Here is a 26,369-nt window from a genome sequence, read left to right on the forward strand (position 1 = left end):
CGGCAGGGAAAACGGCCGCGCGGTCGACGCGCGCGAGCAGGGAAGCGAAACATGGGGTCGGCGGGAGTGAAGCCCAGGCGGGCGGGGGCAACGGGGCAGACGGTCGGCGCGAGTAAAACTGCTAGACGTTTTTTGCAGAAATCGATGCGACCCACGTCCAGCGCGGCGAGCACACCGCGTAACACGCCCGCGATCCATGCGCTCAAACTCCACGCACCCGCGGGCCGCGACGCACGGGTGTCGTCACGCCTGTCGCCCGGTCCGCCGCCGTGTTTACCGGTGTCCATCCGTGGAGGTCGCCGCAGGTATCGCCACCTCATCGCGGCGCATCACTGTCCGACACGCAGCACGATCTCGCGATCGCTTCGCGTGACCCTCACGCCGAAGTCCGCCTCCAACAGCCGCACCAGCGACTCGTAGCCATCGGCGCGAAACGTGCCGCTGAAGCGGCGGATCGCGAGCGCGTCATCCGCAATCACCAGCCGGCGATGGTTGTAGCGGTTGAACTCCCGCGCGACGTCGGCAAGCGGCACCGCATCGAATTCCAACCGGCGTTCCTGCCACGCCAGCGCGCGCTGCACGGCCGGCGCAGAAACGGTTTCAACAGTCGCCACCGCTGCATGCGGAAGGCGGGTCGAACCCGTCACCTCCACGGTCGCGCGCTCGCCGGCAGTCAGCACCGGCGGCTCGGTCGCGGTCGCAGCCGGCGTCAGCAACGAGCGGCCGTCGTCCTGATGATCCACCCGGACGCGGCCTTCGGTGACGAGGATTTCGACCGCGGCGGCGTGTTGCCGGACATTGAAGGCGGTGCCGACCGCGCGCACGGCCACGGGTCCGGCCGCGACGATGAAGGGCCGGGCGGGATCCTTGCTGACGTTGAAAAACACTTCGCCCCGCACCACGCGCACGCGGCGCTCGCTGGCGGTGAAGAACGTATCGATGGCGGAGTCGGTGTTGAGCTGCACCGTGGATCCGTCGGGCAACTCCAGTTTCTGAAACGCACCGACGGCCGTCTCCGCGAAGTGACGGGGCTCACGCAGGAACAGGACGCCCGCGAGGAACACGATCACCGCCGCCGCGGCCGCGCCCAACGTGGTCCAGGCCAGAGCGCGATGCCGCCGCGCCCGCGCGCGCGGTGCCATCAGATCGGGATCAGGCGGAGTGGCGGCGACGCCGGCCGCGGGCACCGCGCCGAGCCGGTCGAAGTCCTTCCACACGAGATCGAGCTCGGCGAAAACGGCGGCGTGCTGCGGGTCCTGCTGTAGCCAGCGGACGAATTCCGCGGTCTCGGCGGCGCTCATGCCGCGATCGCGCAGGCTGAGCCACGCGGCGGCGGCCGCCTCGATCAACTCCGGCGCGGGCGCGGGTTCGCGCTCGGGCGGCAGCGGGGAACCGGGCGTGGAACTCATGGCTGGCCGCCTTTCGTCACGCCGCGGGCGCGCAGATAATCCCGCAGCCGCAGCACGCCGATCGCGATCTGGGCGTTGACCGTGTTCTCTGCGATGCCGAGCTGCCGGGCGATCTCGCGGTGCGAGAGGCCATGGAGTTTGCGCAGCGTCAGCACGCGGCGGCAGCGTTCGGGGAGGGCTTGGATGGCCTCGGCGAGCAGTTGAAGTTCCTGGTCATGGCAGACGGCCTCGGCGACACCGGGCCTCTCTTCAAAGACGGGCAGCAGCTCGATTTCTGCTATGCCGTCGATCGCCACAATCTTCCGGCGGCGGAAAATATCGCAGGCCGCGTTGCGCGCCGTCGTGAACAGATACGCCCGCGCCGAGCGCAGCGGCGCCTGCTCGCGGGCCTGCAACAGGCGCGCGTACGTTTCCTGCACCAGGTCGTCGATATCGAGGTGCGCCGAGAACTTCGCCCGCAGGTAGGCGCGCAGCTCCGACTCGTGCGGCTGCACGTCTTCGACAAACCAACGGACGGTCTCGGGGTCAGGCGGGGGCACGGAACGAAAAGCGGAGGCGATTCTTCAACCCGTCCGCGCAGCCGTGTCGAGGCGCGATTCACGCCCCGCGGCCTCCGGTCCCCTGCCTCCGATCGTGGCTACGAGCGCCAGCGAGTGGCCGGGCAAGTAGCCAGGAAAGTGGCCGAAACACCACTCGCTGGCGCTCGCAGCCACGGACTAGTCACAGGCGACCGAGCCGGAATAGACCCCAACGGCAGAGAGGTCTCCGGATTCCGGTTTCCGGTTTCCGGTTTCGGCCGCTTCAGCGGCTCAGTGACACCCGCACGAACCCTCACCGCAGCCACCGCCGCCGCCGCCGTGGGCGTGGCCGTGACTCAATTCCTCAGCCGTGGCTTCGCGCGCGGCCGTGATCTCGACGTCGAAGGTCAGATCGACGCCCGCCAGCGGATGATTCGCATCGAGCAGGACATCGTCGCCCTCAATGGCAGAGACCGTGACTACGGGATCCGAACGATCCGGACCGGTCTGAAACTGATCGCCGACAGAGAGTTCGCCATCGACCGGGAGCAACGCGCGCTTCACCCGCTGCACCTGACCCGGGTCGCGTTCGCCGTAGGCCTTCTTCGCCGGCACGGTCACCGACGATTTCTCGCCGGCGCTCGCGAGCCGGAGTTGCTCGTCCAGGCCGTCAATGATCTGGCCGGCGCCTTCCAGATAACTGATCGGGTCGCCGCCCGCGGAACTGTCGAGGACGCGGCCATTCGGATCGCGCAAGGTGTAATGGAAGGAAACAACGCGTGGCATGATGGGAGGTGAGAGGCTGGAGGCTGGAGGCGAGAGGCGAGAGGTGAAAGGGCTCAGGCAAGAGGTGTGAGATGGAACGAAGGATCGACTCAAGGAAAGTGCAAATCACCTCGCCGATCCATCAGTCCGGCTTTCGGCAACCGGTCGAAACTTCCGCCTCTAGCCTCTGGCCCAAAGCCTCTCGCCTCTCGTCCAGAGCCTCTAGCCTCCCGCCTCTCACCTCTCCCCTACACTCTTACGTCTCTTGCCGCAATACTTCCAGCGGCGGGTGACTGGTCACGTTGCGGCCGGACAAAAGGCCGGTGACAACCGTGACGACGCACACCGCCAGCGCGCCGACGATCAGCAGCAACACCGGCACAGACGGCGTGATGCGGAAGACGAATTTGGCGAGTAGAGTGTTGCCCAGGACGGACAGAGCGCAGCCCACGATGGCGGCGAGCACGCCGAGGATCGCATACTCCACGAGTTGAATCTGCAGCAACTGGCGTCGCGTCGCCCCGAGCGTGCGCAGCAGCACCGTTTCCCGGATTCGCTGGAAGCGTCCGGTGGCCACGGCGCCAATCAGCACGATGATGCCCGTGAGCACGGTGAACGCGGCCATGAACTCGACCACGAACGCGACCTTGGTGAAGATTCCATCGATGGTCTGCATCACGAGCGCGAGATCGATCGCGGTGACGTTGGGAAACGCCGTGACGACCGCGCGCTGCACGCGCGCCGAGTGCTCGCTGTTGTCCGCGCGCACCGCGGCCACGTGAAACTTCGGCGCCGGTTCCAGCACGCCCTCGGGAAACACCACGAAGAAATTCGGCTCGAGCCGGCGCCACTCGACGGCGCGCACGCTCGAGACCTTCGAGCGTATCGGCACGCCTTGGACGTCCCACTCAATCTCGTCGCCGAGGACGAGACCCATCTCCTTCGCGAGCCCTTCCTCGACGGAAATCGGCACGACCGCCACGCCGGGCGTGACCTTGCCCACGAAATTTCCGCTCACGAGCCGCTCGGTCCCGGTCAACGCTCCACGATAGGTCGAGCGATACTCGCGGCGCAGCGTCCAGCCCGGCAGCCGCTGGCCGTCGGCCGCCCCCTTCCCTTTCATTTCCCCCGCCTCCTTGTCTCCCTGTCTCCCGACCTCGCCCTCACCCTTTCCCTTCCGCCCGCTCTCGCCGTCCGCCTGCCCTTCCTCCGGTCCACGCCGTTCGCGCGCCGTGCGCAGCAACTCCTCGACTTTCTTTCCCTTCACCGACGCGATCTTCATCGTGATGATCGGTGCCTGTACAAGCACCGGCGCCTGCTCGGCCTGCGTCGCCTTCACCAGCGCGTCAATTTGATCGTCCTGGATGTCGAAGAACAAGAGATTCGGCCGGCCGCCGTCGCCCGAAAACTCGATCTCCTTCAGCAGCGTCGTGCGCGTGAGAAAGAGCGTGAGCATGAGAAACGTGCCGAGCCCGAGCGACACCAGCAGCAGCACGGTGCGATTGTTCGGCCGGTAGAGATTCGCGATGCCCTGCCGCACCACGTACGGCCACCGCGGCAGCCAGCGGCGCGTGCGCCCCGAACTCGCCAACCGCGCCGTCCACGCCACCGCTTTCGCCAACCCCGCCAGCAACGCGAAACTCCCGGCGAGCACGCCGGTGAACCACAGCCCCTCGCGCACCTTGCCGGTCTGCCAGATCGAAAAGCCCCCCACGGCCGCAATGATGAACACAACGATCGCGATGCGCCACGGATCGGGCCGGCTGCCGGCGGCGTCCGCAAACGCGGAACGCAACGCGACCAGCGGTGACACCCGGCGGACCGCGAGCAGCGGCAGCAGCGTGAACAGCACGCAGATCACGAGGCCCGCGCCCATGCCGCGTATGACGGCCGGCCACGCGATGAAAAAGTTCACCTGAAAGGGCAGCATGTCCGCGAGCAGGCGCGGGAGCGCCACCTGGATCACCAGTCCGAGGGCGGCACCGACCACGGCGCCGAAGAGGCCGAGCGCGACACCCTGCACGAGATACACCGCGAAGCTCTGCCACGCCGTCGCGCCGAGACAGCGCAGCACGGCGACGGTGGGAATCTTCTGCCGGATGTAGACGTGGATCGCGCTGGCGACACCGATGGCGCCGAGGAAGAGCGCGACGAAGCCGACGAGGCCGAGGAAGTTCTCGATGTTGTCCAGAGCGCGGCCGAGGTTGCGCCGGCGCTCGGCGACCGTGTCGTAGCCGAGGCCCTCGCCGCGAAACTGCCGGCGCATGTCGCGTTCGATGACGTCGGGCAGCCGTTCCGGCGGGAGCCGCAGCATCGTGCGGTGGCGCACGAGGACGTTGCGATCGGCGAGACCCGTGGCCTGCAGTTCGGATTTCGGAATCAACGCGCGCGGCGCCACGGTGGCGGAGAGCGCGGACGATTCGCCCGGGAGTTTTTGCAGCGCACCGACGACGGTGAAGACCGTGTTGCCGAGTTTGACGGTGTCACCGACGTTCGCGTTGAACTGCCGCAGGAGTGTTTCCTCGACGATGGCGACGGCGCCGCCCGCGCGTAATTTGGCCGGCGCATCGGCGGGCGTGGTGGTGAAGTCGCCGTAGAACGGGAAATTGCCCTCGGCGGCGCGCACGTTGACCAGCCGCGTCAGGTTGTTCGCGGTGGGAAACATCATCATCGACGAGAAGCTGATCTCGCGCGCCTGTTCCACCGCTTGGGTGTCGACGTAGGCCTGCGCGGCCTCGCTGAGCGGCGAGCGCCCCGTGACGATCAAATCGGCACCGAGCAGCCCCTTGGCCTGATCGTCGATGGCCTGTTCGAGATTGGTCCCGAGCGAGCCGATGGCGACGAGCGCGGCGATGCCGAGCACCACGGAAAGCGAGAACAGCACCAGCCGCCGCCGCGAAGCCCGCGAATCCCGCCAGGCCATTTTAAAGATGAAAGTCATGGGGCGCCTCCCGCGAATGGCGCGAATACAAACGAATGGAAAGGCATCACGCGCGCGTGCGCACGACGCGCTTGTATTCCAGTTTAGGATAGTGGCCGAAGTTCACGAGCAACCCGAGTTCAAAGCCAGTCGCGTTGAGGTAATTCAAAATTTGGGCAACGTGCTCATCGACGAGCTTCTCGCAGGCTTTGAGCTCTAGAATAATTCGCCCAAAACATGAAAAATCCGGCGAGTAAGTCCGCTTCAAATTGAAGCCTTTGTAGGTCAGAGGGAGCGCCGGTTCGTGGACAAATGGAATCCGTCTCAACTGCAGTTCAATTTCCAGTCAGTCGTGATACACGGGCTCAAGAAATCCACAGCCTTTCTCGTTATATACGTCAAAACACGCGCCCACGATGGAGTAGCTCTCGTCTGGAAGGATCAGGTCAGGCATGGCGATTGGCCATTCGCGTCAATTGGTGTGATTCGCGGGAGCAAGTTCCTCGTCACTCACCACGGCTCCACCTTTCAGGCGCAGGATGCGCTGGCAACGGCGGGCCAGGTCCAGATCGTGGGTCACCAGCACGAGCGTCGTCTGCTTTTCGTGGTTCAATCCGAAGATCAACTCCACCATCGCGTGCGCCGTGTCGCCATCGAGGTTGCCGGTCGGCTCGTCACAAAACAGAATCTTCGGCCGGTTCATGAACGCCCGCGCCAGCGCCACGCGCTGCTGCTCGCCGCCCGATAGCTGCACGGGATAGTGATCCGTCCGCTCACCGAGGCCCACCCGGCCCAGCAGCCGCTGCGCCTCCGCTTCGGCCTCCGCGCCGCCCTGCCCGCGCAGCTCGACGGGCACCATCACGTTTTCCAGCGCGGTGAGCGTCGGCACGAGCTGGAAGTTTTGAAACACAAAGCCGACATGCAGGTTTCGCACGCGCGCCCGCGCATCCTCGCTCAACGCGCCAATCGACTCGCCCGCCAGCTCGACCGTGCCGGTCGTGGGTTGATCCAGCCCGGCGCACAACCCAAGCAGCGTCGTCTTGCCGCTCCCGCTGGGCCCGACGATCGCGAGGCTCGCTCCCGCCGCGAGGGAAAAGCTCACCTCCTTCAACACCGTCAAATCGCGTCCGCCGGCCGCCTGGTATGTTTTGGTCAGTCGCTGGACATTCAGCATCGATTGGACACTCATTGAACGACTCACGAAACACACGAACCCCGCGAAATCGAGTCATGCTGCTCTTATTCTTATGCCGTTTCTGCCGCCGCACCGCGTTTGTGGGCTGCATGGCGGTCGCGGGCGGACTCTTCGCGGCGGAGCCGCGGACGGTGATTTTCTTCGGTGACAGCCTGACCGCAGGCTACGGCCTCGACGACCCCTCGTCCGAGGCCTACCCGGCTCGCATCCAGGAAAAAATCAACGCCGCCGGCCTCGGCTGGCGCGTCGTCAACGCCGGCCTCAGCGGCGAAACCACCTCCGGCGGCCTGCGGCGCGTCGACTGGATTCTGCGCCAGCCGGTGGATCTGTTCGTCCTCGCCCTCGGCGCCAACGACGGCCTGCGCGGCATCGACCCCGCACTCTCCCGCGAGAACCTGCAAAAAATCATCGACCGCGTGCGCGCCAAATACCCGCGCGCCCAACTCGTCCTCGCCGGCATGCAGATGCCGTCGGCCATGGGCCTCGAGTTTTCCCGCTCGTTCGAGCAGATGTTTCCCGACGTGGCCGCGAAAAACGACGCCACGCTGATCCCGTTTCTCCTCGAAGGCGTGGGCGGCAGCGTCGCCCTCAACCAGCCCGATCGCATTCATCCGACCGCCCGCGGGCACGCGATCATCGCCGACCAGGTGTGGAAAATTCTGCGGCCGCTGCTATAGCGGGCGCCAACGTCCCTGCGCCCACATTGCGCCCTCCTGCATCGGGCGTTTCAGCGGAAAGTTGAGGTCAAAAGCGACGCGGACCACGCGTTCGCAAACGATGCGCAAGTTCCCCTTCGGTCGGGCGGAAACGGTCCGTTACTTCCGGGGTATGATCTCCCACCGGATCCTGACGGCCCTCGCTTGCCTGCTGCTTTCAACTCCGTGGCTGCGTGCGCTGACGGTGTCCTCGGAAGCGAACGCGACTTGGGCGGAAAACATCGGACGCGCCACGGCCGGAATCAATTGGCGCGACGCGATGCGCTTCGAAACGCGAACCGAGGTGAGCTTTCTGAGGGAGTGGCGCGCCGGCTTCATGACGGTGGGCCGGGTCGACGCCGGCATCGAACACGTGCCGGACTTTTCAAAGATGGACGCCTTCACCGGTGGTCTCGGCACCACCGTCAGGCAGAAATTCGGCTTCGGTGCGTTCGCGCCGGTCGCCAGCCTGGATCTCGGACTGCGCCGGCGTGACGCGCGTCTCGCGGCCGACGACGGCTGGCTCGCAAGCGCCAGCCTGCGGCTTTCGCGGCGCGTCACGGAATCCTGGCGGCTGAGCGCCGTGACCGACTGGCAGCAACACTACGCGCGTAGCGCGATTTTCGATACGCGCCACCACCGGGTCTTCGCGACGGTGGCGTGGGACCTGACGGACTGGCTTCAGCTCGCGCATGGCAACGGCCGGCTCTGGGGCGACTTCACTGCCAACGCCGGACCCTCGATCTGGCCGCTCGCCCTCGCCGGTGCCCTCGGCCCGGACGTATCCAGTTACTACAATACCACGGCCTGGGGCGTCACCGAGCTGCTCGGACCCGGCTGGGTCACTTACCGCGTGACCGGACGCGTGAGCTTCTGGTGGCTCGAACTGTCGCCCGCGCTTGGTCGCAACACCTCGCTGCCCCTGCGCTACGAAAGCGCCTTCTCCGTCAACAAAGTGGGGATCAAGTACCGTCAGGATGTCTGGACGTTGCAGCTGCTGCACCGGTTCTGAACGCCTCCGCCCCGCACCGCCATCCGTAGCCACACCGTCATTTAATCCGTCCATGCGCCGTTTCCTTTTCCTCTTCATCCTGCCGGGGCTCACGCTCTTCTCACCTGCGGCCGCCTCCGCCGCCAGCGGCAGCGTCCGCGTTGAAATCAAGGACCCCAAGGGCGCGCCGGTCAGCGACGCCGTCGCCTCGCTGCTGCCGCTCGATGCGCCGCCCGCGCTGACGCCGCCCGCCGAACCCGCGGTCATCGTGCAGGACAAGGAGGAATACCAGCCGTACGTCACCGCCGTCGTCGCCGGCACGAGGATCAGTTTTCCGAATCGCGACAAGGTCCAGCACCACGTGTATTCACAATCCAAGGCCAAGTCGTTTGAGATTCCCCTCTACCGCGGCGAAACACCGGAGCCCGTGCGGTTCGACCAGCCCGGCGTGATCACGCTGGGCTGCAACATCCACGACTGGATGTCGGCCTATGTCGTCGTCCTCGCCACGCCGCACTTCGCGAAGAGCCAGGGCGACGGCATCGTGAATCTCACCACGCTGCCCCCGGGCCGCTACCGTCTCGAGGTCTGGCATCCGCGCGCCACGCAGACGGTGACGCGCGACGTCACCATCGCGAACGATCAGGCCAGCCAGGCCATCGCCGTGACGCTCAAGCAGGATCGCCGGATCCGCCGCGCCCCCGAAGGCGGAGCGGGCACCTACAAATGAGGCCGCTCGCCCGCCCCCGGGAAACCGGCTCCCGCGAGCTGCCCACGAACTGATCCGACCGGCCGGGGCGCCACCGCCTCTGCTGACTCCAGATATCCACCGGAATGTTCCCGCGCCCAAAGACGTTTGGCAAAAAACTCTTCGCGCTCTTCGTCGTGGTGGTGGCGCTCGCCCAGTTGTCCACCTGGCTGATCGTCTCGCGCTTCCACCTCGCCCAGGCGCGCACGCTGATTCAGGACGAACTCCGCCGCGCCGCCCGCGCCTTCAGCCGCGTGATCGACGAACGCAACAAGCTGCTCTCCGCCGCCGCGCTCACCGCCGCCCGCGACTACCAAATCAAGCAACTGTTCGCCAGCGACGATCCCGCGACGCTCGCGTCCGCCCTCGTCAGTATCCGGATTGCCAGTATGACGGACCTCGTGTCCGCCGTGTCGCTCGAGGGACGCCTGATCACCTCGACTTCCGCCGCCACCGCGAGCGGCGACATCTACGCGCAACTGGTGGCCCGGGCCGACGCCGATCCCAATCCCAATCCGACGGCCGCAGGGTACGGCTATCTCGACGGCCAGCTCTACTCGCTCGTCCTCGCCCCCGTGCGCGCCCCCGACATCATCGCGTGGCTCATGATCGGCTTTAAGATCGATCGCGAATTCGCGCAGGGCCTCAAGGACCAGACCGGCGTCGACCTCACGTTCTTCGACACCGACGGCCGGCTGCTCGCCACGACCCTGGCGGACACCACGGCCGGCAGTCTGACCCGCGCGCTCCCCGGACTGCGCCGGGACGTCGACGCCGCGACGGTCGAACTCGACGGCGAGACGGCGCTCGTGGCCGGCCGCACGCTCACCGCCGGCACGGACAAGTCCGTGACCCTCGCACTGCAATATTCACTCGATGAGAAACTCCGGCCGGCGCGCAGCGCGGAACGCTGGCTGCTCGGCGTGGCGCTCGGCGCACTCGGCCTCTCCGCGTTCATCAGCCGGGCGTTTGCGCGCACGTTGACGCGGCCAATCGTCGCCCTCGTCGGCCACGCGCGCCGCATCGCCGCGGGTGACTACACCATTCGCAACAAATCCTACCGCCCGGACGAACTCGGCCGGCTTTCGGAAGCCTTCGATCAGATGTCGCGCGGGCTGACCGAGCGCGATCACGTCCGCGATCTGCTGGACAAGAACGTCTCGCCCGAAGTCGCCGCACAGCTCGTGCGCGACGGCGCGGCGCTCGGCGGCGAGGAACGCGAGGTCACGATCCTCTTCGCCGATCTCCGCGGGTTCACGACGATGAGCGAGACGTTTTCGCCGCACGATCTGCTCACGCTGCTGAACCGCTACCTCGATCGCATGAGCGCCGAGATCGAGCGTCAGGGCGGCGTGATCGACAAGTTCATCGGCGATGCGATCATGGCGTTGTTCGGCGCACCCGTCACCCAGGCCGACGCCGCGGATCGCGCGCTCAAGGCCGCACTCGCGATGGAGCGCGCGCTCGCGGACCTCAACGCCGAACTCGCCGCGGAGGGGCGGCCGCCGCTCGCCCTCGGCATCGGCATCAACACCGCGCGGGTGGTCGCGGGCAACATCGGGTCGCACCGCCGGCTGAACTACTCGGTCATCGGCGACGGCGTGAACGTCGCCGCCCGCCTGCAGTCGCTCACCCGCACGGCGGAGTACCGCACGAACATCATCACCAGCACGAGCACGCTCGCCGCCGTCCGCGAGCGCGCACCGTTCACCTTTCGCGATCTTGGCCGCGTGCAGGTGAAGGGCCGCGCCGAACCCGTTGAAATCCTCGCGCTGGAGGAGCCGCCGGTGCCGCCGGCGTGAGTCCCGGGTTCGCAGTAGGGGCGCGCATCCTGCGCGCCCGTTATTCGTTGCGTCACGTCATTCACGGGCGCGCAGGATGCGCGCCCTACAGCTGTGCAGTTATTTCACCGCTTCCAGGTAATCCGTGAGCGTGTGCAGATTCGTAATGAAGGTGTCGGTGCGAATCTGCTCGGAGCCGCGGTAATTCGCGAGCCAGCGTCCCTGCGCGTCCAGCGCGGCGATGACAGTGCGCACCCGCGGCTCGAGACTCCGGGCGCGTTTCGCGCGGCCCTCGGCCGTGGCCGCAGCGGCCTCCGCCGCCTTGCGCTTCGCGAGCAGCGCGGTCCGGCCCTCGGCCTTCACCTCGTCGTAATAGCTGAGCACCGACGGGATGCCGTACGCTCCCTTCCACGAATAGCCGGTCTGTCGCTCCGGGCTGAGATCCTCGATGCGGTACTTAATCTTGCCGTCGCGATCGCCGTAGATGGGCGTGTTGGTGCCGATCTCGTACATGCGGGCCCACACGCCGGGCGAGAGCTGGGAGCGCTTGAACCAGGCGATCGCGCGCGGCAGCGAGGCGATGTACTTCTCGTCGCCGGTTTCCAGATACAGATCGATCAGCAGCCGCATCGCGCCGCCGCTTTCGTTCGACACCACGCACGGCGGCTCGAAGGCCCGCGCCCAGTCCGGTTCGAGCCGGCCGTTGTACTGCTGCGCCCACGCCGCCTGCGGATCGGGCAGCTGCGCGAGCAGGAGGAAGTCACCGCCCTTGAGCGCCGCCGCGCGATACTCGGGCCGGCCCAGCCGCTTCGCCGCATCGAGCAGCGTCATCACGCAGTGCGGTGCGTGTTGTCGTTGAGCGTGTAGTAGCCGTTGTAGTTTAATTTTGGGTACTCGCGCGGATAGTTTGCTGGAAACCGCGCCGGCTGCACCGGATATTCCTTCGGATCCACCGGCATGCCGGTCCAGCGTTGCGGCCAGCCACCGTTCGCGCGCTGCGCCGCGAGGAGCTTGGTCAATGCGTAGTCGCGCGCGCCGCGGATGCGCACGTCGCGCGGATCAGCGGAGTCCTTGATTACGTCACCCACGGCCAGCAGCAGCCGGATTGCGCTCTGGGTGTTGTCGTCGTCGAAGGTCGTCACGTTGCGCCGCTTCGCCGCGTCGGCAGCGGAGACCTTGCCGACGTCGCTGCGACGGTACCATTTCACACTCTGGGCCGGATCAAAATCCACGACGTAGTCCCAGCCGCCGGACTCGAGCTGGCCCACGGCGAGGGCGTCGGCCGCGGCCCGGGCGGCGTCGAGATAACGCGCCTCGCCGGTCGCCGCATGCGCGCGCAGAAACGCGAGACCCATCGACGGCGTGCCGGGCGGCTGCACCCAGATCTGCGTGGGCGTGGCGACGTTTTCACCGGCCCGTTCCTTGAGATCGGGCGAGTAGCGCCAGAGGTAGCCGCCCTCGGCGGCGATCGAGCGCATGAAGGCGGTGGCTTTTTCCATCGTGGCGCGCGCGTCCTTGGCGAGCGCGTCCTCGGCAGCGGTAAGGCTCGTGGCAGCCGCGGTCATGGCCAGGCAGGTGGCGGAGACGGTGAGTCGAAGCGATTTCATGGGGAGGGGTTAAAACGCAGGGACAGCAGGGCAGGACGCCACCACGCGGGCAACGTTGCGCCCAGCGTGCGCTTGCCTCGGTGCCCCGCAACGCTTCCCTTCACGCCACGTCGTGCCCGCCGCGGCCTCGGCTCCCTTCGCGCCGCCACCCCTCTCCTCCCCCACCATGAAACGATTGCTGTTGTTCCTCGCCGCGCTTGCGGTCGCCTCCACCGCCTCCGCCCAGGACTGGGCCAAGGCCCGCCTCGACAAATCGCCCCGCCATCTCGAATGGGTCACGCTCAAGGTCGGTGACCGCGACGTGAAGTGCTTTGTCGGTTATCCCGAGGTGAAAACGAAGGCGACGGCCATTGTGCTCATTCACGAAATCTTCGGCCTCTCCGACTGGATGCGCGGGATGGTCGACCAGTTCGCCGAGGCGGGTTACATCGCGATCGCCCCCGATTTCCTCTCGGGCGCCGGTCCGAACGGCGGCGGCACCGATTCCTTCGGCGCCAACGACAATGTGCGCGGGAAGATCCAGGGCCTGGCGGATTCGCAGGTGATGGGCGACGTGAAGGCCGCCGCGGAGTACGTCGCGAAACTTCCGGCGGCGAACGGCAAGGTCGTCGTGGGCGGCTTCTGCTGGGGCGGCGCGAAGACCTTCAACTACGCCGTGACGGGCGCCGACTTCAAGGCCGGCCTGGTGTTCTACGGCAGCGCCCCGAAGCCCGAGCAGATGGCCGCCATCAAGGCGCCGATTTATGGGTTCTACGGCGGCAACGACGCCCGCATCACCGCCGCGGTGCCGGAAGTGACCACGCAGATGAAGGCGGCCGGCAAGACCTTTGACCAGGTGACGTACGAAGGTGCCGGCCACGGCTTCATGCGCGCGGGCGAAGACCCTGCGGCCACCGAGCCCAACAAGCAGGCTCGCCTCGAAGGCTGGAAACGCATCAAGGCGATCCTGTCGAAGATCTGAGGACTTGGGGAGCGGCTGAGTTGAAAGGTGAAGGTTGAAAGTTGAAAGAGTCCGATCCGCTAGGTGCATTCAGGACATCGTATCCTAAACCAAGCCGCCTGTATCCGTCCCGTCGCCAGAAGAAGTGCACAAACTTGCACGTGCCGGTCTTTCAACTTTCAACCTTCACCTTTCAACGCTTGCGGGCCGGAGGCCCGCGCCCCCGCTTTTCCATGCGCCTCCTCGCCCCGCTTGTCGCCACCCTCGCCCTCGCCTCGTTCGCGCTCGCGCAAAGTTCGCCGCCGCCGCCGAAACGCATCCCGATTCCCGGGATCACGCTGACGGATGCGGAGCGTGACACGCTCACCGCGGGCGCCGCGTCGCTCCGGCGCGAGATCGACACCCTCGCGCGCGAACTGGCCAACGAGCCCCGACTGCTGGCGCTGCTCCCGGACGTCGAAATCTTTCACAAGGCCGTCGACTGGGCGCTGCGTTACGACGAGTTCATGGCCGCGAAGGAAATCGCCACCGCGCGCTCGCTCCTCGAGCAGGGCGGCAAACGCGTGGCCCAGTTGCGCGGCAAACAAGCGCCGTGGCTCGAGGCGACCGGCCTGATCCTCCGCGGTCACCGCTCGAAGCTCGACGGCTCGGTGCAGCCGTACGGACTGGTCGTGCCGGAAACGATGCCCCGCCCGCCCGCGGCGACGCCGCTCATGGTCTGGCTGCTCGGACGCGGCGAGAAGCGCACGGAGCTCGCCTTCCTCGCCGAGCGCGAGGCCGGTCCGCCCCCGCTCACGCCCAAGGACACGCTCATCGTCGTACCGTATGGACGATTCTGCAACGCGACGAAGTTCGCCGGCGAGGTCGACGTGATGGAGGCCCTCGCCGCCGTGCGCGCCCAGTATCGCGTCGACGCCCAACGCATCGCTGTCGCCGGATTTTCGATGGGCGGCGGCAGCGCCTGGCACCTCGCCACGCATTTCCCCGGACTCTGGGCCGTCGCCTCGCCCGGAGCCGGATTCGCCGAGACGCCCATTTTCACCAAGGCCTCTGCGCCCGGAAAGGAAACGCGGCCCGCGTGGGAGCAGCTGCTCTGGCGGCAATACGAGGCCACCGGCATCTCGCGCAATCTCTTCAACGTGCCGACGCTCGCCTACACGGGTGAAATCGACGGCCAGAAGGAGGCGTCCGATCTCATGGAAGCCGCGATGGCGCAGGAAGGCTTGAAGCTCGAACGCTTCATCGGGCCGCAGACCGGACACAAGTATCACCCGGAAACGAAGGAGGCGCTGACAAAGCAACTCGAGACCCGCCTCGCGCAGGGCCGCGACGCGATTCCCCGCGAGATTCGTTTCAGCACCTACACGCTGCGCTACCCGGAGTCGGCGTGGATCCGCCTCGAAGGTTTGGAGAAACAGTGGGAGCGGGCCGACGTGCACGCGCGCCTGGGCGAAAAGAACGCGCTCACGATCGACACGAAGAATGTCACCGCGTTGGCGATCCGGCAGATCACGCCGTCGTCGGTTACGATCGACGGTCAGCGCGTCACGGCGTTCATCGCGCGCGCCGGCACGTACGGGTTCGTCCGCCGCAACGGCACCTGGAAAACGGCGGCGCCCGAGACCACGCTGCGCAAACGTCCGGGCCTCACCGGGCCGGTGGACGACGCGTTCATGGACTCCTTTCTCTTCGTGCGGCCGACGTCCAAGCCATTCAACGCCGACACCGGCGCGTGGGTCGAAAGCGAGCTCACCGCCGCGCGCAACCTCTGGCGCGACGTGTTTCGCGGCGACGTCCCGGTGAAGGCCGATCGCACCATCACCGATGCCGACATCGCCGCGCACAACCTCGTGCTCTGGGGCGATCCGTCGTCCAACGCCGTCCTCGCGCGCATCCTGCCGCAGCTCCCGGTGCAGTGGGACGCGAAGACCCTGACGTTCCGGGGCAAGACGTATCCGGCGACCCACCACGCGCCGATTCTGGTCTTTCCGAATCCCCTGAACCCGAAACTCTACGTCGTCCTCAACAGCGGCATCGATTTCCGGACCGACGGCTATGGCAACAACGCGTTGCAGACGCCGAAGCTGCCCGACTGGGCCATCGTCGATCTCCGCACGCCACCCGGCCCGCGCTGGCCCGGCAAGGTGGTCGACGCCGGCTTCTTCGACGAAGAGTGGAAATAGATTCCCGGCAAAGCTCACCACGAAGACACGGAGGCACAAAGGAAGGAGCCCGTGCGATTTCGCCTTTGTGCCTCCGTGCCTTTGTGGTGAATGATCACGATCACCCTTATGCGCCCCCTCGCCCTTGTCTCCGCCACGTTCGCCCTCGTCACGTCCGTCCACGCCGCGTCGACCGCGACCTTCGCCGGCACCGGCACGAAGGGTTTCTCCGGTGACGGCGGACCCGCGACCGCCGCGATGATCAACAATCCATTCGGCGTGATCCGCGGACCCGACGGCGCGATCTGGTTTTGTGAATACGGCGGGCAGCGCGTGCGCACCATCGCCGCCAACGGCACGATCCGCACGGTCGTCGGCAACGGCCAGACCGGCTTCACCGGCGACGGCGGACCCGCGCTGCAGGCCAGCCTGAACCTGCCGCACGAGATCCGTTTCGATCGCGCCGGCAACCTCTTCATCGTCGACATGACGAATCACGCCGTGCGGCGGGTGGACGCAAAGACGCAGATCATCACCACCATCGCCGGCACCGGCCAGGCCGGTTACAGCGGCGATGGCGGGCCGGCGCACCAGGCGCAGCTGGCCCAGCCGCACAGCATCCAGTTTGATCCGGCGGGCGATCTCTACATCTGCGACATCCGCAATCACGTCATCCGCAAGGTCGACATGAAGACCGGCACGATCTCGACGTACGCGGGCACTGGCAAACCCGGCGACACGCCGGACGGCGCGCCGATCACGGGCACGCCGTTGCGCGGCCCGCGTTCGCTCGACTTCGATCGCGACGGCAATCTCTGGCTGGCCACGCGCGAGGGCAATCAGGTGTTCAAGTTCGACCGCCAGGCCGGGAAGATTTTCCACGTCGCGGGCACCGGCAAGAAGGGTTTCACGGGCGACGGCGGACCGGCGAAGCTCGCGACGTTGAACGGTCCGAAGGGCATCGCGCTCGATCCCGTGAACAACGACGTCTACCTCGTCGACACCGAGAATCACGCCATCCGGCGGATCAACGCGCGCACCGGCCACATGGAACTCGTCGCGGGCAACGGCACCCGCGCCGACGGCCCGGACGGCGATCCGGCGAAGTGCGCCCTCAACCGCCCGCACGGGATCTGGGTCGATCGCGACGGCACGGTGTTCATCGGCGACTCCGAGAACCACCGCGTGCGGATCGTCCGCGGCGCGCGTTAATCCCCTCACCCCGATGCCCACGCGCCCGCTCCTCCGCCACCTTGCCCTCGCCGCACTCGCGCTGGCGTTCTCCCTGTCCGCCGCGCCGGCGCAGACGCCGCCCCCGCCGGCGAAACGTCTGCCGCCCGCCGGTATCCGCATTCCGGATGCCGCCCGGACCGAGCTGGCCGCCGGCGCCGCCGCGTTGCGCACCGCCATCGACGCGGTCGCGCGCGAGCTGAACGCCGCCGGCAACACCCGGCTGGTCACGCTGCTGCCCGACGTCGAGGTGCTGCACAAGGCGGTCGACTGGGCGCTGCGCTACGATGAGTTCTTCGATGTGAAGCAGGTCGAGGTCGCGCGCCGGTTCCTCGCGCTCGGCCGGGAGCGGGTGCAACAGCTTCAAGCCGGCACGGCGCCCTGGATCGACGCCACCGGCCTCATCCTGCGCGGCCACCGCTCCAAGCTCGACGACTCCGTGCAACCGTACGCCCTCGTGGTGCCGCCCGACTGGAAACGCGGCAGCGGCCCCGCACGCCGGCTCGATGTCGTGCTCGCCGGCCGCAACGAGAAGCGCACGGAGCTCGCGTTTCTCGCCGAACACGAAACCAAGCCCGGCGAGATCGTCCCGGAAGGCGCGATCGTGCTGCATCCCTACGGCCGTTTCTGCAACGCCACGAAATTCGCCGGCGAGGTCGACGTGTTCGAGGCGATGGAGGCCGTGAAGGGCAACTACGCAATCGATCCCGCGCGGATCATTGTGCGCGGCTTCTCGATGGGCGGCGCGAGCACCTGGCATCTCGCCGCGCATTTTCCCGGCGTGTGGGCGGCCGCCGCTCCCGGCGCGGGCTTTGCCGAGACCGCCGCCTACACGAAGGCGCTGGCGCCGGGCAAACCGGAGCGCACACCTTGGGAGCAGACGCTCTGGCGCTGGTACGACGCCACCGGCTACGCGGCCAATCTGCGCGGCGTGCCGACCGTCGCTTACAGCGGCGAAATCGATCCGCAGAAGCAGGCGGCCGACATCATGACGGAAGCGATGGCCGCCGAGGGTTTGAAACTCGAGCACCTGATCGGCCCCAAGACCGCACACAAATATCATCCGGAAACGAAGGCGGTGCTCGCGGCGCGGCTCGACGCCCTCGCCGCGGCCGGGCGGCCCGCGTGGCCGGCAGAAGATCACCTGACCACCTACACGCTCCGCTATTCCCGATCGGCTCGCATCGCGATCATGGAGCTGGAGCAGCCCTGGGAACGCGCCGACGTCCGCGTGCGTTTTCCGTCGCCGGATCGGCTCGAGGCCACCACCCGCAACGTCGGCGTGTTCAGCGTCCGCTGGGAAAAAACCAGCGGCCTGAAGGCCACCATCGACGGCCAGCCGGTCGAGGTGGGAGCCGTCGCGCCAGCGTATTGGTTCGTCAAGGACGGCGGCAAATGGGTCTTTCGCGACGCCGCGTTCGCGGACGAACGCTGGGCTGGACAGCAGCGCAAGATTCCGGGACTCAGCGGTCCCATCAACGACGCGTTCATGGCGCCGTTTCTGTTCGTGCGCCCCACCGGCCGCCCGCTCAACCCGGCCGTGGGCGCCTGGGTGGCCGCCGAGTTGCAGCACGCCACCAAGCTGTGGCGCGATCTGTTTCGCGGCGACGTCCTGATCAAGGACGACACCGACGTCACGGACGACGACATCGCCCGCAAGCATCTCGTGCTCTGGGGCGACCCGGCGTCGAATCGCGTGATCGCGAAGGTACTGGCCGCCGGCAAACTCCCGCTCACGTGGAATGCCCGGAACCTGACGTTTCGCGGCAAGGCCTACGCCGCCGAGCAGCACGCACCGATCCTGGTGTTTCCCAATCCGCTGGCCGCCGGCCCGCGCTATGTGGTGTTCAATAGCGGCATCGATTTCCGCGACGAGGCTTACGGCACCAATGCCCTGCAGACGCCCAAACTTCCGGATTTTGCCTTGGTCGACCTCCGGGAAATTCCCGGGCCGCGGTGGCCCGGCCGCATTGTCGACGCGGGATTTTTTAACGCGGCGTGGAAATGAGCCGATAATAGGCGTCATCGCTCACACTTAGATAATTCGCTAAAAGCTGGCCGCCCGAACCGGTGCAGGGTATTCCCCTCCGCCAGTTCGGGACGCTTCATTTCCGACCTGCCCCTTCATCCCTTCGAGAAACCTCCACGTCCATCATGATGCATCACATCGTTCGCTTTGCCTTGGTCGCCACGAGCGCAGCGCTCATCGCCGGTTGCTCGGCGGAGAGCAAGAAGGCCCGGACGCTCGAGCGGGCGGCCGAGTACTACAAGAAAGGTGACCTCGAGAAGGCCCGCATTGAGTACCAGAACGTGCTCCAGAAGTTTCCCGACGACATCACGGCCAACGAACGGCTGGCGCTGATTTGGTTCGAGCGGGGCGCGACGATGCGCGCGCTGTCGTACCTGAGCAAAATGTACACGCTGTCGCCGGGAGATCTGAATCTCCGGCTGAAGCGCGCCCAGCTCATCGCGTCGATCGGCCGCGTCGCGGAAGCGAAGAAGGAGGCGACCACGATTCTGGAGCGTTCGTCTGCGATTGCCGAGGCGCTCGTGCTCCTGACGGAGACGATTCGCGACGCCGATGAATACAAGGAGGCGGAAACGCTCCTGCAGAAATTTCCCGAACGGAACACGGTCTCGTTCCACCTCGCCTCCGCGAACATGCAGATGCTGCGTGGCGATCAGGCGGCCGCGAAAACCGCGGTGCAGAAAGCACTCTCGCTCGATCCGAAATCCGCGCCCGCGCATGCCGCGATGGCCGGCCTGCATGTGGCGCAGCGCAACGGCGCACTGGCCCTGACCGAATACAAGGCCGCCGCCGATGCCGCCACCCCGCGCGGAACGGAACGCCTGAAGTACGCCGCGTATCTCGCCCAGACCGGCGCGTTGCCCGAGGCCATCGCGTATCTCACGGAGATCACGAAACAAGTCCCCGACTTCCAGCCGGCCTGGCGCAGCCTCGCGCAAATCGCCATCGGCGAGAAGCGTTTCGATGACGCGCTCAGCATCATCCAAAGCATCTTCGCCCGCGATCCCTCCGACTTCGAAGCCCAGCTCCTGCGCGCCCGCGTGTGGCTCGCCAAGGGCGATACGAAGCGGGCCATCGACGATCTGCAGAAGATGGGCGAGGGTTTCCCCGGCCTCGGCCTCGAGTCGCAGACGCTCGCGTCCGCCTACCTGCAGGACGGCGACCGCCCCAAGGCCCTCCTCGCCCTTCAGCAGGTCATCACGCAGAATCCCCGCAACGCGGAAGCGATTCTGCTCTGGGCCCAGCTCCAGTTGCAGGCGGGCGCGCACCAGGAAGCCGCCACCGCGATGGCCGCGCTCATCTCGCGGCGACCGGACATTCCCCAAGCTTACACCATGCTGATCGAGGCGACGAAGGGTCTGGGCAAACTCGATGACCTCGTCCGCGTCATCAAGGAGAACCTCGCGAAGGCCCCGAAGAACGCCCAGCTGATGTACGTGCTGGGCCTCGTCCAGTTGCAGCAGAAGAATGCCGCCGAGGCGCGCAAGAGCTTCGAGCAAGCCCTCGAAAACTTTCCCGACAATCTCGCCGTCCAGTCCGAGCTCGTGAGTCTCGACCTGCGTGAAGGCAAGGCCGACTCGGCCGTGCAGCGCGCGCAGGCCATCATCACGAAGGCGCCGAAGCTCGCCGGCGGCCATCTGCTCATGGCCCGCATTCAGTCGTCGCTGGGCAAGTGGGAGGAGGCCGCCGCCGCCGCCACCGCCACGCTTGAACTCGAACGCAACAACACCGCGGCCTTTGCGGTGCTCGCCGATACGTTCATGGCGCGCAGGGCGCAGCCCGGCATTCAACAGAAGGTCGAGGCGTTTCTGGCCAAGCGTCCCGGCGACACGCTCGCCGCGCTCCTCGGCGGCCAGTTCTTCACCACGACGAGCCAGTTTGACAAGGCCAGGGACCTGTACGAGAAGCACCTCACGACCAAGGCCAACGACACCCTGATCCTGAACAACCTGGCGAATCTGTACATCGAGCAGTTCAAGCAGCCGGATCGCGCCCTCGAACTCGCCCGCAAGGCCCGCGCGCTCGAGCCCACGTCGCCCGCCGTGGCCGACACGCTCGGCTGGATTCTGTACCAGAAAAAGGACTACAAGGAGGCGCTGCCGCTGCTGGAAGAGGCCGCCAAGGGCCTGAGCGGCAATCCCGAGGTTCAATTCCATCTCGGCATGACCCAACGCATGCTCGGCAACAATGAGGCCGCCGTCGTCGCCCTGCGGGCGGCCGCAACCTCTCCGGCCGATTTTCCCGCCCGGGAAGAGGCGAAGCGCCAGCTTGCGCAGCTGCCCGGCGGCGCCGCACCCGCGCCCGCCAAGTCCAAGTAACCGCCCGCCCCGGCCGGGCGGGCGCGTTCGACGCGACCCGGGGCGTCCCGTTCCAAGTCGGAACGCACGTGGACGCACTCCGCGGTTGCCACGGGTGGCTCGCCGGTGAAACCGTTCACCGTGCCCCTCCCCCACACGGTCGTGACCCTCAAGCAGGTCGCCGAGGCCGCCGGCGTCTCGCTCGCCTGCGTATCGTATGCACTGCGCCACGACTCGAAGATCAGCGCTGACACCCGGCAGCGCGTGGCCGCCGCGGCCGCCCACCTCGGCTACCGGCCGAATCCACGGGTCGCGAGCCTCATGGCCCACATCCGACGCCGCGACCCGCGCACCGCCGGCGAACGCATCGCCTTCGTGTGGGTCCACACCTCGCGCACGCAGTCGCAACGCGATCCGTTCCTGCGGCAGGTCTTCGCCGGCGCCCGCCACCGGCTGGAGCAAACCGGATTCGCCATCGAACAATTCTGGACGACCGACCCCGGCATGACCGATGCGCGGCTCGAACAGATCCTGCGCACCCGCGGGATCGTCGGCGTGGTGCTCTCGCCCATCGTCACCGGCGAAAGCGCGCTGACGCTCGACTGGGACTGGCGGCACTTCGCGCCCGCGGTGATCGGCAACGTGACCTGGACGCCCGAACTGCACCATGCCGGACACCATCACTATCTCGCCCTGCGCATGGTGCTGAACGAACTCGCGCAGCTCGGCTGCACCGCGCCGGTCGCACTGATTGAGGCGACCAGCAACGAACGCGCGAAGCAGGCCTGGTCCGCCGCCTTCCTCACGAGCGGGGGCGATTTCACCGCCGCCGCGCAGCGCGTGCGCATCGTCAGCGGTGCCGGTGAACCGGGCCTGGCCGACTGGGTCGCCGCCCGCCGTCCGGACGCCTTGATCGTGAGCGAGACGTCACTGCTCGCCGCGCCCCGCCTCGCCGCCTGGGTCCGCCAACACCGCATCCCGACGGTCACGCTCTACTGGAGCAACTCCACCCCCAAGGGCATCGGCGGCGTCGATCAATGCTACGACCGCGTCGCCGCACACGCGGTCGATCTCGTCGTGGCCCAGCTCAACAGCAACGAATTCGGCGTGCCCGATCTGCCGCGCATCATGCTGTTCCCCGGACGCTGGGTCGCTCCGCGTATCGCCACCGGCCCTACGGCACGGCCGGCGCGTTCGCCGAAACCGTCACTGGCGGCCGGAACGGCCACTCGGCCCCGGCGCGGAGCCAGCGCGCGATCGGCAGCGTGACGCGATGCATTCGCGCACCGCGAACTCCGCCACGCAGCTGGCGCCATGGTCGCAAGACTGCATCTTCGACGGGGTCAGGTCCGGATTCCGGACACAATGGCAATGAAGGAGCCTTCCGGCCGACTCCCAAGGCGCAAGACCGTTGCGGCCATGATTCCACGCCGGTGACGGTCACTCGGAGCAATGCAACTGCGGCTGCCGGCCTCGCACTGCGAACAGCATGAGCCCGGCCAGGAACAGGCCGCTGGCCGCAATGGTAAAGGGCATGGCCAGTCCCACGTGGAGGTCGCGCAACCAGCCGCCGACGTAAATCATCCCACCACCGACGCTCACACCGACGAGATTGAGCAGGCCGTACGCGGTGGCACAGTAGCGCGGATTGATCACCTGGCAGACGATCGGCATCAGGTTCGCGTCGGCAAAACCGCGGCCCAGCCCGAAGATCGTCATGGCGACAAGTGCGAGCGAAAATGAGGACGTTTTAGCGAGCAGCAGCAGGCACGGTCCCGCGCAACAAAAGCCCAGGGCCGGGATCAACATGCGGCTTCGCGGGTTTGTCCGGCCCCACCGGTCGGCCCAGACGCCTCCCACCAGGATGCCGAGAAATGACGCGACCTGCACCGGCACCGTGGCCCACAGCCCGGCCGTGCCACGGGTGAGTTCCATTTTCTCTATCCATGCCGAGGGAAGGACACGGGCCAAGGCTCCGCCGGGCCGCCAGCCGGCGAAGTTTTCCTGCAAATAGGTCGGGAGCCAGCCGTTGATCAACCAGAACGCCATTCCGGCCAGCCCGATGTAGACCATGAGCACGCCGTACGACCGCGAGGCGGCGAGTTCCCGCACAATGGCGCGGGCGGAAACAGGCTGGCTCGGCTGCAAACGGAGCTTGTCCTGGGCTCGCGGCTGGTCGCGCAGCAGGAAGAGCAGGACGATTGCATAGGCCACCCCCAGCGCACCAAACAAAGTGAAGGCCAGCCTCCAGCCATGGTCACCGGCAATCCAGCCGCCGGCACCGCCGAGCGCGGCCCCCGCATAGAGACCACTCTGGTGCAGCCCTGTCGCGAAGGATCGCGTCGCACCCGTGTGGTAGTCCGCTATGAGGGCCAGCGCGGCCGCGATGTAGCAGGCCTCGCTGACACCCATGACCGCACGGGCGGCAAGCAGGCTGTTGAAGGAGTGCATGTGCCCGGTGAGCCAGGTCATGGCCGACCACACGCCAAGGCTCGCAATGATTACCCACTTCCGGCTGTAGCGATCCGCCAGGAATCCTCCCACCGGGCTGACCAGGCCGTAGATCCAGAGGAACACCGAAGTCAGCAATCCGAAGCGCGCGTCGCTCATCGGAATGTCGGCCACAATCCACTCGCGCATCGAAGCGATGGTCAGCCGATCGAGGTAGTTGAGCAGCGCCACCACCCACAGCAGTCCGACCACCCACCAGGCGTAGCGGGAAACGTGCTCGGTCTGGTTCACGGCGGAAGAGCGGTCGGAGTCGCCACGCGGCGGGCAGCGCCCGCCGGCTATTTCGCGGCGAGAAGCTCTCCGGCGAGCCGCCCGCAGTACCACTGCATCCGCGGCAGATGAAACGGGCCCTTCCAGGTGTTGCCCTTCAGCCGGGTCGAGACGCGGCCATCGCGGTGGGCGTAACCGAACCATTCACCGTGGACGGGATCGGCAAAAACGCGGTGCGACCAATCGTGCACCAGCGTGTGCCAGGCCGCGTACTTTGCGTCACCGGACAACTGATACGCGAGGAGCGTGGCGATTTCCGCCTCGTTGTGCGGCCACCAGAACTTCATCTCCGCCCAGTACTCCTGCACGGGCAGCCCCTTGAGATCCGTAAAGTAGAGCAGCCCGCCGAACTCGCGATCCCAGCCCCGGGCCCACATGCAGTCGAGGATGGCGAGCCCGAGCCGCAGAAGGCGTGCATCCGCGCCGCGGTGCTTGGCCTCGTGCAGGATGAACCACGCGCACTCCAGGGCGTGGCCGGGATTGAGCGTGCGGCCATCAAAGTGGTCGAGCACCGCGCCATCCGGTCCGACGACCTCCATGAGGGCACCGAGGTCGGGCTTGAAGAAATCCCGCTCAATCTCGGTCAGGGAACGATCGATCCACTGGGTGCAGGAGGCACCGCGCACGACCACGTCGCCGAGCAGGGACCGAATCTCCTGCGCCGTGACGATGGCAATCATGTGGGGCGCCACGCCCTTCATCGGGCGCGTCACGGGGTCGGTTTTCGGCGGCATCACGCCGGGGGTGAAACTGTGGTGCAGATACGTTTCAAAGTACTGCAGCGCTTCCGCCGCAGCCCGCCCGTCGCCCGTCGCCTGTGCGTAGGCGGCGCTGCCGATGGCGGCGAAACACTCGCTGTACACGTAACGCCTCATGCGCAGCGGCCGGCCGTCGCGGGTGACGGTGAAGTAGAGCTTGCCCGCCGGCCCGCGGCAATGGTCGCGGATGAAGTCGAGGCAATGCTTCGAAGCGGCGAGCCACTCGGGGCGTCGCTCGATCGTGTTGTAGAGCGTGGCAAACGTCCAGGCGGCCCGGCCCTGCAGCCAGACGGCCTTGTCCGTGTCGATGACGGTGCCATCCTCCCCGAGACCGGTGAGCAAGCCGCCCTGCTCGCGATCCAGGCCATGGCGCAACCAGAAGGGAATCGTGCTTTCGAGCAGGTTGCTGGAATACGTCTGACGCAATTCCGCGAGGCGCGACGGCGTGAGGCTCATGGATGGAAATTTCTGGTGGAAGCCCAAGGTGGTGGCCGCCTCACGGCTGCGTCCAGTCGAAGAAGCCCAGTTCAGTCAGTTCCTGCTTCATTTTCACGCGCTGCGCCGGTGTGCACGTCACGGTGGGGAGGCGGCTGGTGCCACAGTCCGCCCCCACCAGCGCCATCGCGGCCTTGAGTCCGCCGCGGCCGCCGTTGCCGATGATGATTCGGACCATCGCCGCGGAAAGCGACTGCCAGCGCCGCGCCTCCGCCACATCACCCCGTTCGAAAGCGGCGATGATCCTGCGATAGAGGGGGGCGGCGAAATTGTAGGTCGAACCCACGGCGCCGCGGGCGCCAAACGCCAGGCCCGCGAGCAGCATCTCATCGATGCCAAACAGGATGTCGTAGCGCCCGCCGTCGAATTCAATGCACGCCAGCATCTCGTGCAGGGTGGCGTCGGAAAACTTGATGCCACGCAGCGTGGGGATGCGCGATCCGCCGAGGCGCAGGAATTCGATCATGTCGAAACGCACTCCCGTCAACACCGGGATGTGATAGTAGTAAAACGGCAGCTTCGGCGCCCCGCCCGCGACCTCCGCCATGCAGGCAAGGAAAGTGTCCATCGAGTCGGGCTTGAAGTAGCCCGGCGGGGTCGCGGAGATCGCGTCGGCCCCGATCGTTTGCGCGTGGGCCGCGATGCGACGCGCCTCCACTATGCTGTTGTGCCCCACCTGCACCACCACCGGGACCCGGCCCGCCGCGGCCTTAACGCTGGCTTCGGCGAGCAGCAACCGCTCCTCCGTCGTGAGCAACGGCCCTTCGCCCGTACTGCCACACACATAGAGCCCCGCCGCACCCTGCGCGATGACCGCATCAATCACCGGCTTGACGCGCGCCAGATGCAGGCCGCCATCCGCCCGAAAGGGAGTGAACGTCGCGGCAATGAGGCCGCGCAGTTGAAAGGATGAGAGGGAAGTCTTTTTCTGCGCCATGCCCGATCACGGCGATTAATAATACTAAAAGGCAAGAATTTTATCGTCACACCATGATTTTTATTCCACGCCGTACGACCTGCCGGCGCGATTCAGGACCCGCGTCGACGC

Annotated in this window: 20 protein-coding genes and 1 pseudogene; 10 read left to right on the plus strand and 11 right to left on the minus strand. The window is 66.8% G+C overall.

The features are described 5' to 3' along the window. Positions 1-329 precede the first annotated feature (329 nt). The 6 genes and pseudogenes from ACLJEU_RS24120 to ACLJEU_RS24145 all read right to left on the minus strand — a co-directional run bounded on the left by ACLJEU_RS24120 (position 330) and on the right by ACLJEU_RS24145 (position 6,801). Complete coding sequence (locus tag ACLJEU_RS24120; RefSeq protein ID WP_414663959.1) at positions 330-1,409, minus strand: FecR family protein; 1,080 nt, start codon at positions 1,407-1,409, stop codon at positions 330-332. Continuing rightward, entirely contained in the window at positions 1,406-1,948 is a 543-nt protein-coding gene (locus ACLJEU_RS24125; RefSeq protein ID WP_414663958.1) for an RNA polymerase sigma factor, read from the minus strand. The genes ACLJEU_RS24120 and ACLJEU_RS24125 overlap by 4 nt, the downstream gene beginning before the upstream one ends. Before the next feature lie 270 nt (positions 1,949-2,218). Further along, on the minus strand, positions 2,219-2,713 hold the full coding sequence (locus ACLJEU_RS24130) for an FKBP-type peptidyl-prolyl cis-trans isomerase (protein ID WP_414663957.1): 495 nt from the start codon (positions 2,711-2,713) through the stop codon (positions 2,219-2,221). A 235-nt stretch (positions 2,714-2,948) separates the two neighbouring features. Further along, on the minus strand, positions 2,949-5,633 hold the full coding sequence (locus ACLJEU_RS24135; RefSeq protein ID WP_414663956.1) for an ABC transporter permease: 2,685 nt from the start codon (positions 5,631-5,633) through the stop codon (positions 2,949-2,951). A 46-nt stretch (positions 5,634-5,679) separates the two neighbouring features. Beyond that, positions 5,680-6,066, minus strand: a pseudogene (locus ACLJEU_RS24140) (GxxExxY protein). A gap of 18 nt (positions 6,067-6,084) precedes the next feature. Continuing rightward, positions 6,085-6,801: an ABC transporter ATP-binding protein gene (locus ACLJEU_RS24145; protein WP_414663955.1), complete on the minus strand. Its 717-nt coding sequence runs from the start codon at positions 6,799-6,801 to the stop codon at positions 6,085-6,087. 41 nt (positions 6,802-6,842) lie between these two features. On the opposite strand from ACLJEU_RS24145, the gene ACLJEU_RS24150 reads away from it, so the two are divergent. The 4 genes from ACLJEU_RS24150 to ACLJEU_RS24165 all read left to right on the plus strand — a co-directional run bounded on the left by ACLJEU_RS24150 (position 6,843) and on the right by ACLJEU_RS24165 (position 11,043). After that, positions 6,843-7,484 carry an arylesterase gene (locus ACLJEU_RS24150; protein WP_414663954.1) on the plus strand — a complete coding sequence of 214 codons (642 nt, stop codon included), beginning with the start codon at positions 6,843-6,845 and terminating at the stop codon, positions 7,482-7,484. Positions 7,485-7,635: 151 nt separating this feature from the next. Then, on the plus strand, positions 7,636-8,514 hold the full coding sequence (locus ACLJEU_RS24155) for a hypothetical protein (RefSeq protein ID WP_414663953.1): 879 nt from the start codon (positions 7,636-7,638) through the stop codon (positions 8,512-8,514). Positions 8,515-8,566: 52 nt separating this feature from the next. Further along, on the plus strand, positions 8,567-9,223 hold the full coding sequence (locus ACLJEU_RS24160; RefSeq protein WP_414663952.1) for a hypothetical protein: 657 nt from the start codon (positions 8,567-8,569) through the stop codon (positions 9,221-9,223). Between the two features lie 104 nt (positions 9,224-9,327). Next, the gene (locus ACLJEU_RS24165; RefSeq protein WP_414663951.1) at positions 9,328-11,043 is read left to right on the plus strand and encodes an adenylate/guanylate cyclase domain-containing protein; all 1,716 of its coding nucleotides are present in this window, start codon (positions 9,328-9,330) and stop codon (positions 11,041-11,043) included. 99 nt (positions 11,044-11,142) lie between these two features. Here the strand turns inward: ACLJEU_RS24165 and ACLJEU_RS24170 are convergent, their stop codons facing one another. Further along, positions 11,143-11,853: a pectate lyase gene (locus ACLJEU_RS24170; protein WP_414663950.1), complete on the minus strand. Its 711-nt coding sequence runs from the start codon at positions 11,851-11,853 to the stop codon at positions 11,143-11,145. Then, the gene (locus ACLJEU_RS24175) at positions 11,853-12,629 is read right to left on the minus strand and encodes a hypothetical protein (RefSeq protein WP_414663949.1); all 777 of its coding nucleotides are present in this window, start codon (positions 12,627-12,629) and stop codon (positions 11,853-11,855) included. The genes ACLJEU_RS24170 and ACLJEU_RS24175 overlap by 1 nt, the downstream gene beginning before the upstream one ends. A gap of 166 nt (positions 12,630-12,795) precedes the next feature. Here ACLJEU_RS24175 and ACLJEU_RS24180 point away from each other — a divergent pair, with 166 nt between their 5' ends. The 6 genes from ACLJEU_RS24180 (at position 12,796) to ACLJEU_RS24205 (ending at position 22,556) form a co-directional block, all read left to right on the plus strand. After that, positions 12,796-13,590, plus strand: a complete 795-nt coding sequence (locus ACLJEU_RS24180) for a dienelactone hydrolase family protein (RefSeq protein ID WP_414663948.1) — start codon at positions 12,796-12,798, stop codon at positions 13,588-13,590. 212 nt (positions 13,591-13,802) lie between these two features. After that, entirely contained in the window at positions 13,803-15,752 is a 1,950-nt protein-coding gene (locus ACLJEU_RS24185) for a prolyl oligopeptidase family serine peptidase (protein ID WP_414663947.1), read from the plus strand. 108 nt (positions 15,753-15,860) lie between these two features. Then, the gene (locus tag ACLJEU_RS24190) at positions 15,861-16,943 is read left to right on the plus strand and encodes an NHL repeat-containing protein (protein ID WP_414663946.1); all 1,083 of its coding nucleotides are present in this window, start codon (positions 15,861-15,863) and stop codon (positions 16,941-16,943) included. 13 nt (positions 16,944-16,956) lie between these two features. Further along, entirely contained in the window at positions 16,957-18,969 is a 2,013-nt protein-coding gene (locus tag ACLJEU_RS24195; RefSeq protein WP_414663945.1) for a prolyl oligopeptidase family serine peptidase, read from the plus strand. 146 nt (positions 18,970-19,115) lie between these two features. Continuing rightward, entirely contained in the window at positions 19,116-21,308 is a 2,193-nt protein-coding gene (locus ACLJEU_RS24200) for a tetratricopeptide repeat protein (RefSeq protein WP_414663944.1), read from the plus strand. Between the two features lie 120 nt (positions 21,309-21,428). Beyond that, on the plus strand, positions 21,429-22,556 hold the full coding sequence (locus ACLJEU_RS24205) for a LacI family DNA-binding transcriptional regulator (RefSeq protein ID WP_414663943.1): 1,128 nt from the start codon (positions 21,429-21,431) through the stop codon (positions 22,554-22,556). 171 nt (positions 22,557-22,727) lie between these two features. Here the strand turns inward: ACLJEU_RS24205 and ACLJEU_RS24210 are convergent, their stop codons facing one another. Genes ACLJEU_RS24210 through ACLJEU_RS24220 form a run of 3 tightly spaced genes read right to left on the minus strand, consistent with a single transcriptional unit; the run spans position 22,728 to position 26,258 of the window. Continuing rightward, the gene (locus ACLJEU_RS24210; RefSeq protein ID WP_414663942.1) at positions 22,728-24,029 is read right to left on the minus strand and encodes an MFS transporter; all 1,302 of its coding nucleotides are present in this window, start codon (positions 24,027-24,029) and stop codon (positions 22,728-22,730) included. A gap of 47 nt (positions 24,030-24,076) precedes the next feature. Beyond that, the gene (locus ACLJEU_RS24215) at positions 24,077-25,282 is read right to left on the minus strand and encodes an AGE family epimerase/isomerase (protein WP_414663941.1); all 1,206 of its coding nucleotides are present in this window, start codon (positions 25,280-25,282) and stop codon (positions 24,077-24,079) included. Between the two features lie 40 nt (positions 25,283-25,322). Further along, a complete protein-coding gene (locus ACLJEU_RS24220; RefSeq protein ID WP_414663940.1) occupies positions 25,323-26,258 on the minus strand; it encodes a dihydrodipicolinate synthase family protein in 936 nt (311 codons plus the stop codon). Positions 26,259-26,369: the final 111 nt, after the last annotated feature.

It is taken from the genome of Terrisphaera buseokensis (assembly GCF_047521145.2).
Taxonomy (GTDB): Bacteria; Verrucomicrobiota; Verrucomicrobiia; order Opitutales; family Opitutaceae; genus ER46.

What these genes read in the sequence shown, in the direction of transcription:
- ACLJEU_RS24170 (WP_414663950.1), bottom strand. Translation starts at nt 11,853, where the DNA reads ATGACGCTGCTCGATGCGGCGAAGCGGCTGGGCCGGCCCGAGTATCGC.
- ACLJEU_RS24145 (WP_414663955.1), bottom strand. Translation starts at nt 6,801, where the DNA reads ATGAGTGTCCAATCGATGCTGAATGTCCAGCGACTGACCAAAACATAC.
- ACLJEU_RS24180 (WP_414663948.1), top strand. Translation starts at nt 12,796, where the DNA reads ATGAAACGATTGCTGTTGTTCCTCGCCGCGCTTGCGGTCGCCTCCACC.
- ACLJEU_RS24200 (WP_414663944.1), top strand. Translation starts at nt 19,116, where the DNA reads ATGATGCATCACATCGTTCGCTTTGCCTTGGTCGCCACGAGCGCAGCG.
- ACLJEU_RS24185 (WP_414663947.1), top strand. Translation starts at nt 13,803, where the DNA reads ATGCGCCTCCTCGCCCCGCTTGTCGCCACCCTCGCCCTCGCCTCGTTC.
- ACLJEU_RS24220 (WP_414663940.1), bottom strand. Translation starts at nt 26,258, where the DNA reads ATGGCGCAGAAAAAGACTTCCCTCTCATCCTTTCAACTGCGCGGCCTC.
- ACLJEU_RS24175 (WP_414663949.1), bottom strand. Translation starts at nt 12,629, where the DNA reads ATGAAATCGCTTCGACTCACCGTCTCCGCCACCTGCCTGGCCATGACC.
- ACLJEU_RS24135 (WP_414663956.1), bottom strand. Translation starts at nt 5,633, where the DNA reads ATGACTTTCATCTTTAAAATGGCCTGGCGGGATTCGCGGGCTTCGCGG.
- ACLJEU_RS24150 (WP_414663954.1), top strand. Translation starts at nt 6,843, where the DNA reads ATGCTGCTCTTATTCTTATGCCGTTTCTGCCGCCGCACCGCGTTTGTG.
- ACLJEU_RS24160 (WP_414663952.1), top strand. Translation starts at nt 8,567, where the DNA reads ATGCGCCGTTTCCTTTTCCTCTTCATCCTGCCGGGGCTCACGCTCTTC.
- ACLJEU_RS24155 (WP_414663953.1), top strand. Translation starts at nt 7,636, where the DNA reads ATGATCTCCCACCGGATCCTGACGGCCCTCGCTTGCCTGCTGCTTTCA.
- ACLJEU_RS24195 (WP_414663945.1), top strand. Translation starts at nt 16,957, where the DNA reads ATGCCCACGCGCCCGCTCCTCCGCCACCTTGCCCTCGCCGCACTCGCG.
- ACLJEU_RS24190 (WP_414663946.1), top strand. Translation starts at nt 15,861, where the DNA reads ATGCGCCCCCTCGCCCTTGTCTCCGCCACGTTCGCCCTCGTCACGTCC.
- ACLJEU_RS24165 (WP_414663951.1), top strand. Translation starts at nt 9,328, where the DNA reads ATGTTCCCGCGCCCAAAGACGTTTGGCAAAAAACTCTTCGCGCTCTTC.
- ACLJEU_RS24130 (WP_414663957.1), bottom strand. Translation starts at nt 2,713, where the DNA reads ATGCCACGCGTTGTTTCCTTCCATTACACCTTGCGCGATCCGAATGGC.
- ACLJEU_RS24215 (WP_414663941.1), bottom strand. Translation starts at nt 25,282, where the DNA reads ATGAGCCTCACGCCGTCGCGCCTCGCGGAATTGCGTCAGACGTATTCC.
- ACLJEU_RS24120 (WP_414663959.1), bottom strand. Translation starts at nt 1,409, where the DNA reads ATGAGTTCCACGCCCGGTTCCCCGCTGCCGCCCGAGCGCGAACCCGCG.